5 protein-coding genes are annotated in these 7,107 nt (G+C 29.5%); all 5 read left to right on the forward strand.

Translation table 11 applies throughout. From position 1 onward, the window contains the following. Window positions 1–46 precede the first annotated feature (46 nt). Genes J2743_RS12240 through J2743_RS08265 form a run of 5 tightly spaced genes read left to right on the forward strand, consistent with a single transcriptional unit; the run spans window position 47 to window position 6,977 of the window. A complete protein-coding gene (locus J2743_RS12240) occupies window positions 47–1,261 on the forward strand; it encodes a GmrSD restriction endonuclease domain-containing protein (protein WP_342451641.1) in 1,215 nt (404 codons plus the stop codon). A gap of 11 nt (window positions 1,262–1,272) precedes the next feature. Next, entirely contained in the window at window positions 1,273–1,785 is a 513-nt protein-coding gene (locus J2743_RS08250) for a DUF1802 family protein (protein WP_209626108.1), read from the forward strand. 17 nt (window positions 1,786–1,802) lie between these two features. Beyond that, window positions 1,803–3,953 carry an N-6 DNA methylase gene (locus J2743_RS08255; RefSeq protein ID WP_209626109.1) on the forward strand — a complete coding sequence of 717 codons (2,151 nt, stop codon included), beginning with the start codon at window positions 1,803–1,805 and terminating at the stop codon, window positions 3,951–3,953. Then, window positions 3,953–4,735 (forward strand): hypothetical protein, encoded by a 783-nt coding sequence (locus J2743_RS08260; RefSeq protein ID WP_209626110.1) that lies wholly within the window; start codon window positions 3,953–3,955, stop codon window positions 4,733–4,735. The genes J2743_RS08255 and J2743_RS08260 overlap by 1 nt, the downstream gene beginning before the upstream one ends. A 16-nt stretch (window positions 4,736–4,751) precedes the next feature. After that, window positions 4,752–6,977: a hypothetical protein gene (locus J2743_RS08265; RefSeq protein ID WP_209626111.1), complete on the forward strand. Its 2,226-nt coding sequence runs from the start codon at window positions 4,752–4,754 to the stop codon at window positions 6,975–6,977. The last annotated feature ends 130 nt before the right edge of the window (window positions 6,978–7,107 follow it).

Genomic DNA, 7,107 nt, shown 5'->3' on the forward strand with positions numbered 1-7,107 from the left:
GGGTGTTTTCATAAGCAAACCTCATGTCTATACAGAGACATTAACAATCAATGAACTTTATGAGGATTATTACAAAGAGAAAGACTTAGTTTTCAACACGGAATATCAACGATCTGAAGTTTGGAATTTAAAAAAGAAACAAAAATTAATAGACTCTATCATTAAAGAATATAATCTCGGTATGATCTTTTTAAGAAGAAACGAAGAAAATTATTTTGAAGTTTTAGATGGTCAACAAAGACTCAAATCAATATTCAAGTTTCTGGAAAACGAATATCCAACCTCTGGAGAATGGACACCAGAAGTTGGAAAAAAGACTTTTGAAGAACTCAAAGATGTTTCAGGAGTTTATGCTAAGTTTATTGCCTTTAAGATTAATGTAGCTTTTGTTGAAAATGCAGATGATGAAACTACCTCTGATATTTTTCTACGGCTTCAGGAAGGTATGCCCCTTAATACTGCTGAAAAACTGAATGCAATGCGAGGGGAGATGCATAAAACGATTTTAGATTTATCGAAGCATCAATTCATTAAAAATACAAGTATTAAAGATCATAGGTTTGCTCATCGTTTATTAGCCGCTCAAATTTTCTCTTTAGAGTTAAATTCTGATTTTGATTTGATGAATTTTCCAGATATTAAATTTGCTAATTTGCAAGACATTTATGAAAAATATACATTTAAAGAACCCCCTCGATATGTTTTAAACAATATTAAAAGGAATTTTAATTTTTTAAATAAATCTTTTGGAGATAAAGCCAAAGTAATTAGTCGAAGAGGAGATTTTATACCCATATACCTTCTAAGCTCATATCTTGGGAAAAAATATGTAACAAGTGGAATCAATGAAGATTTTGTTAATTTTACTATTGAGTTTTTAGCGAAGGTTGAATCAATTAAAGTTCAAGATAAATTGATTGCTCCTGAAAATATTCCGTATCGTGATTTTAAATCATGGAGAAGTGCAGGTGCTTTATCTTCCAGATCTTTCAGAGAGAGATTCAAAATTATTCTTGGGAAATTTTTAGAAAACTATTCAGATATCCGATTAAAAGACACTAATCGATCTTTTGATTATGGTCAAAAAATGGCTATTTATTATAAAGATAATGGGTTGTGTAAAATTTGTGGGAAAGAAGTTTCCTTTGATGAAGCAGAAATCGACCATGTCATCCCCTGGAGTGAAGGGGGAACTACAACAGTTAACAATGGTCAGTTAGTCTGTCCAACATGCAATCGGAGTAAAGGAAATCGAAGTTAGGAGGATAGAATATGGAAACTACTAAATGTATTAATGAGTGGAATGCTACAATTGAGGCGTTAGGGCAAGGTAAACAAACTATTCTAATCCGTAAGTATAGAACTATGCAGAAAGATTTTCTTTTTCATCCAACAGTAAGTTACGCCCTGAAAGATGATTATCTTCAAAGTTTCCAAAAACAATATAGGAAGTTTGTTGAAGATAATGCTCTTCCAAAAAAGGATGGGGAAAAAACAGAGATTAAATACTTCGCTAAAGTAGTTAAAGTTATTGAAAAACCGACTAATCGCATAGGGAGATTTTTAAAATATCACATCTGGACTAATGAGCACGTTAAATCTTATCTTGGTTCGAATAAAGCAGAAATATGGATCCTTCGTGTTTATAGACTGAAAGAACCGGTAATGGCCGAACATGGTGGCGGCCAGATGTATGTGAACCTTAAAAAACCAATCTCTTTAGAAGGGATTGAACCCGTTCTAAGTGATAAAGAATTCACCAAAATAGTAGAAGCTATTAAATAGATGTGAATGGTTAAAATATGGAAAAACAATCAGAATTTAACTTAATTCAGTCAACTATAACTTTTTTAAGAGAAGAGTTAGGCTTCAAAATAATAGATTATGAAGTCCCATTCAATATGGGGCAAATGACATGCAGAGCAGATATTGTAGTTTACAAAACTGAAAACAATCAAGAAATTCCCTATATTCTAGTTGAAGTTAAAGCTAGTGAAAAAATAGGAAAATATGCTTGGGTCCAGGCTGAAAGTTATGCTAAAAGACTGAATACTCCTTATTTTGCAGTTACAAATGGTAATAAATGGTCTTGGTTTAAAACTGGAAAAATTGGAGAATCATTAGAAATTGAGGTTAACGAAATAGACTTTAAAGGAACCGATATAGAAACTATACGCACTATCAAAAATTCTAAACATTTTTTAGATATTTTGAACCAGATGAAAGATGTTTTACATAATAATGAAAAATTAAAACCTGATAAAATTTTTAATGAGTTAATAAAGATCATATTTGTTAAAATTGAATGTGAAAAAGACCAAAATGATGAATATTTTCAAATTAACGATAATGTTAAACAATCATATAAAATTAGAGATTTTTATCAAAAAAGAATTCAAAAATATCCTAATTTACGAAACCCTAAATTACCAGAAAGCTTTTTTAGAATAAATTTAAATGATAAAACAATTTTTGAGTTAATTAGTATTTTAGGTCGCTATAAATTCATTGATTCAAATAATAATATTGTTTCTTCTTTTTATTTCCCTTTTGATTTTGAAACCAAAAGAAGATCAAGAGGAAATTATTATATACCTACTGAATTATCTCAATTCATTGTAAATTTTCTTAAACCTAATATCAATGATTCAATTTTGGATCCTGCCTGTAATAATGGTGCCCTACTAATGGAAATCATTAACAAAAAATGTGAGTATTTTGTCAGTCCAAGAACGCAGGATATGATTGAAGAAAAAATATCCAAAAACATTAACGGAATGGAAATCAATCCAAATTTATACTGGTTAACGTGTATGAACTTACTTATTCATGGTTATGATATTAATGGAATTTCCATTTTAGATATTGAAAACTTTAAACCAAAAGATAAGTACGATAAAATTTACTGTTTCCCTCATTTTGGTCGTTTAAATCCACCACATTTCTTTGACGAATGCGATTTTAGATTAAGATCTTTTGAAGAATTTTTTTTATTTCTGTCAACTAAATTACTAAAAAAATCGGGTAAAATGATTATAATCTTACCAGATAACTTTTTGACTAGTCGTTCTTCCAAAAACTTACGTAATTACTTAAAAGGAAAAATGAACTTTTTATCGATAGTTTCGTTACCCCAAAACAGTTTTTTGAATACTTCAATTAAAACAATAGTTTTATTACTTGAAAAAAAACATGATTCTCATCAACAAGGTCCTGTTTTCATTGCAAATTTAAACTCTAAATCTTTTTTAAATGGGGAATATAATTATAATTCAATTTTGAATGACTATTTAATTTTTAATGAGGGGACTTTCGAAGGGAATAAAATCAGTGAATATTCATTCGCTGTTGATGGTAATTTAATTTTAGATAATGATGTAATAAGTCCATTATATTATGCTCCAGAGTATTTAGAAATAAAGAATCAATTAAACAAGCTTAAAAGAAAAGTTAAATTAGATGATGTTGCTGAAAAAATTGCTGTTGGAACTAAGATCAAGAATAAAGATAATTCCTCCGAAAGTAGCATTCCTTTAATTAAGACTAAAAATATTATTGATGGTAAAATTAGTGAAGACAACCTACTTTTTATTAAAAAAAATAATCCTAGAATCCATTTATGGCCTCCTGGAACGTTATTAATTTCAAGAATAGGAAAGAAAAATAAAATTTTGACTTTACCATCAAAGTTTCCAGAATATGCTATTGATAGTAATTTAATAGGCATAAAACTTAAGGATACTATTTTACCAGAATACGTAGCTTCTTTTTTAAATTCAGAGTATGGAAAGATACAATTAAATGCAATAAAGATTACTGGAGTAATTCCTCACATTATCACATCACACCTAAAAAACGTTATTATTCCATTTTATTCAATTGAGGTTCAACAAAAAATCTTAGATCTTAAAGACAAAAATGGCGACAAGATATTTCTCGAAGAGGTTGAATAATGAAATTCAACTATACAAATACTATAAGTATTTGTAAAATTTTAAACCATTATTTTCCTTTAGAACTTATTATAAACAAGTTAACTGAAATAACTGGTGATGATGATCTTAATGACTTTCCAGAAATTCAAGAATCAATTACTTTTCATTCATCATTAACTTCCGATGCAATTAGTGAATTAAGTGAATATCTAAATAGAAATGATGTGATTTTTATTTCATTTGTTGAAAAATTTGTATCTGAAAAATATCTCAAAAAAAATTTAGAATTTTATCAATTAGAGTTCATAGAAAAATTAAATGATGTATTAAAAATATTTGAACTACGTGTAAAACACTTTAAAATTCAAAAAAAAGTTTACTCATTTTCTAAAGAGTCTTTAGATGATAACCTCTTTTTTGTAGATATGAATACTCCATTTCCTGTCATAGATTATTATAAAGAATCATTGATATGTTTAAATAATAAAACGTTTAGAGCTTCAATTCTTTTCTCAGTTTTTGCTCTTGAAGCAGGCTTAAAATGTACTTATAAAAATTTAGAAAATTGCAACCCTGGAAAAATATCCTTACATGCCCTAATAGATTGGGCAACAAAAAAAGGTGTTTTGGAAAATACAGATGACGAATATGATGAATTGATGGAATTAAAAGAATACCGGAATAAACTTGTACATTGTAACCCCACTGAACACAATGATATCACATCAAAAATTGCTGAAAGGCGTGCTTTTACCGATTTGAATTTGATTAATCAGTCTTTGAATTCAATTTTTTATTGATTTATGGGGGAATAGAATGATTTGGACATTTGCTTTGAACAGAGATTATTATTACAATCTTAAAGAGAAAAATGAAGATACATGGAATAGTGCTAAAGAGGTTAGAAATGGAGATATTATTCTCATGTACACAGGTAAACCTTACAACAGCATTGGATTTATCTTTAAAGCCATTTCTAACCCATTTGAAGATAATGATATTAGAAGAAGATGGAATACGCCTGCAGTTAAGATTTCTAAGAGAATTGAATTGCCTGAATCAGATACTATTTCTTTTGCAGAAATGAGTTCCAATCATATCTTAAAAGAATGGTCTGCCGTAAAAATGAGATTTAGGGGATCTCATTTTAAAATTTCTGATGAACAATGGGATGAATTAAAAAATATTATTTTGAGAAAAAATCCGAATTTAAAAGAAGATATTGAAATTTTAGAACAGGAAGATGAAATTGAAGAATATGAAGGACATGGGCCCATTGGTTTTTATGATTTGAATGCCGGAAGAGCTCATATTGTTAGAGATATCTGTTATTTGATATCTCACAATCATAATATCACTGAAAATGAGTTGTTCGATCTTCTAAGGAAAAATGTAGGTGATAATGATTTATATTGGAGAGCTTACTATCAACGCTCCCATAGAAACAATAGTCCAGGTTATAACCTTAACTCTGCGAGAACTCTTGGTTTAGTCCATCGAAACAGACTTAAATTGACAGAATCGGGTGAAAGATTAGTTGGTGTTGTTACTGAAAATGAATTATATGATTATAAGTATGGTTTGGGAACTAAACAATTCTTTTACGAACTTGCGTTAAAAGATACCTCTATTAAAAAGGCCATGGAAATTTTAAAGGAAAATAGTAGACTAAAATTTTATTCACCGACTTGTGAACGTGCAAATAAAGTTGCATGGCGCAAAGAATTGAGAAATGGTAAATATTATTGTAAAGAAACTGCATATTCCGCCTGTAATGATTGTGATAGAGATTTCGCTGCTCATATAAACGAATCATCTCTTCCATTTGAAACAATGATCGCAACTGATGGAAATCAGAATAGTTTTGTGTTCTGGATGTGTAGTCGAGTTACTCCAATGCATTTAACTGGAAGCGAACCTAGATATTCAGGAAATTATATTTACTGGGATGAAGAAGCTGAGAGGGAATTGGATTTGATTGAAATGCCGGAAGAAAAGAAAAAAATTGCTCCAAGAATCTGGAAGATAACACCAGGGGAACCTGAAAAATTAGATAGTTATTGGCCTATTTATACTGAAAAAGGATTCATTGGTATTGGTTGGATGGAATTAGAAAGAGATTTCCGTGAATTTAATTCTCAAGATGAGTTAAAAAATGTATTAGATGAGGTATACGGAGAATCTAAGTCCCAAAGTGCTAAGATGATTTGGGATTTTACTAATGAGATTAAAGTTGGGGATTATGTTATAGCTAATCGTGGCAAAAATGAAGTAATTGGAATTGGTGTTATAAATAGTGATTACATAGGTCCTGATGATCCAGAAAACCTTAATTTAGATGAGTACCCTCATTTGAGAAAAGTAGATTGGAAAATCATAGATAACATTGAAGTTACTATGAGTTTTGACCGTAAAACTGTTACAGAACTTGATGGCAGAAGATGGAATGACATTATCAGTACTTATTCTCGAATGAATCCTGAATTTAAAATCGAGTTACTTGATAGGATATATGAAGAGTTCAAAGATGGATATTTAGACACTGCTGTGGGTCAGGATCATTTAAAAGCTTATGAAAATGAATCTGAAAAGGTCAAAGAAACATATGAAGATGTTGCAGCGAAAATAAACGATGATCTTGATGCAACTGACGACATACTTTATGGTCTAGTGCCCCATAAAGGAAAGAGTATTGTGGGCTTTATTTCAAATATTAAAGCTTTTTTTGAGAAAACATATGAAATCAAACCAGAAAAATTTCCTGAAATTGCAAATAACTATTTTGAAACTATTCATGATTTCATAGAAACTGATGATCCTGAAATTCAAGAAGAAATACTTGAAAAATTTGTTTCAAGTGAGTATAGTAAAGGATTTGGTGCCGGAACCGTAACCCCCATACTATTTTTTATAAACCCTACTTATCCTCTAGTAAATAACAAAACCGTTGATTCAGTTACCTTTTTATCGAAACTAATGGGAGAAACAATAAAAATCGATATGGAATTAAATCATTACGTTGAGAATAAAGATAAGTTATAGTCCACGACATTAAAAATTTAACAATTTGTTCTTATAATTTTTTTTATCCATCCTTCGTAAAATGTTTTATTTCCGATTATTTCATTGTAGTAAGATTTAAATTTTTGAATTAAGAATGTTTCATCTTTTA

The sequence above is a fragment of the Methanobacterium petrolearium genome (genome assembly GCF_017873625.1).
GTDB classification, from domain to species: Archaea; Methanobacteriota; Methanobacteria; order Methanobacteriales; family Methanobacteriaceae; genus Methanobacterium; species Methanobacterium petrolearium.

Excerpts from the sequence above, each read along its gene's own strand:
- J2743_RS08260 (WP_209626110.1), top strand. The coding sequence starts at position 3,953 with ATGAAATTCAACTATACAAATACTATAAGTATTTGTAAAATTTTAAAC.
- J2743_RS08255 (WP_209626109.1), top strand. The coding sequence starts at position 1,803 with ATGGAAAAACAATCAGAATTTAACTTAATTCAGTCAACTATAACTTTT.
- J2743_RS08250 (WP_209626108.1), top strand. The coding sequence starts at position 1,273 with ATGGAAACTACTAAATGTATTAATGAGTGGAATGCTACAATTGAGGCG.
- J2743_RS08265 (WP_209626111.1), top strand. The coding sequence starts at position 4,752 with ATGATTTGGACATTTGCTTTGAACAGAGATTATTATTACAATCTTAAA.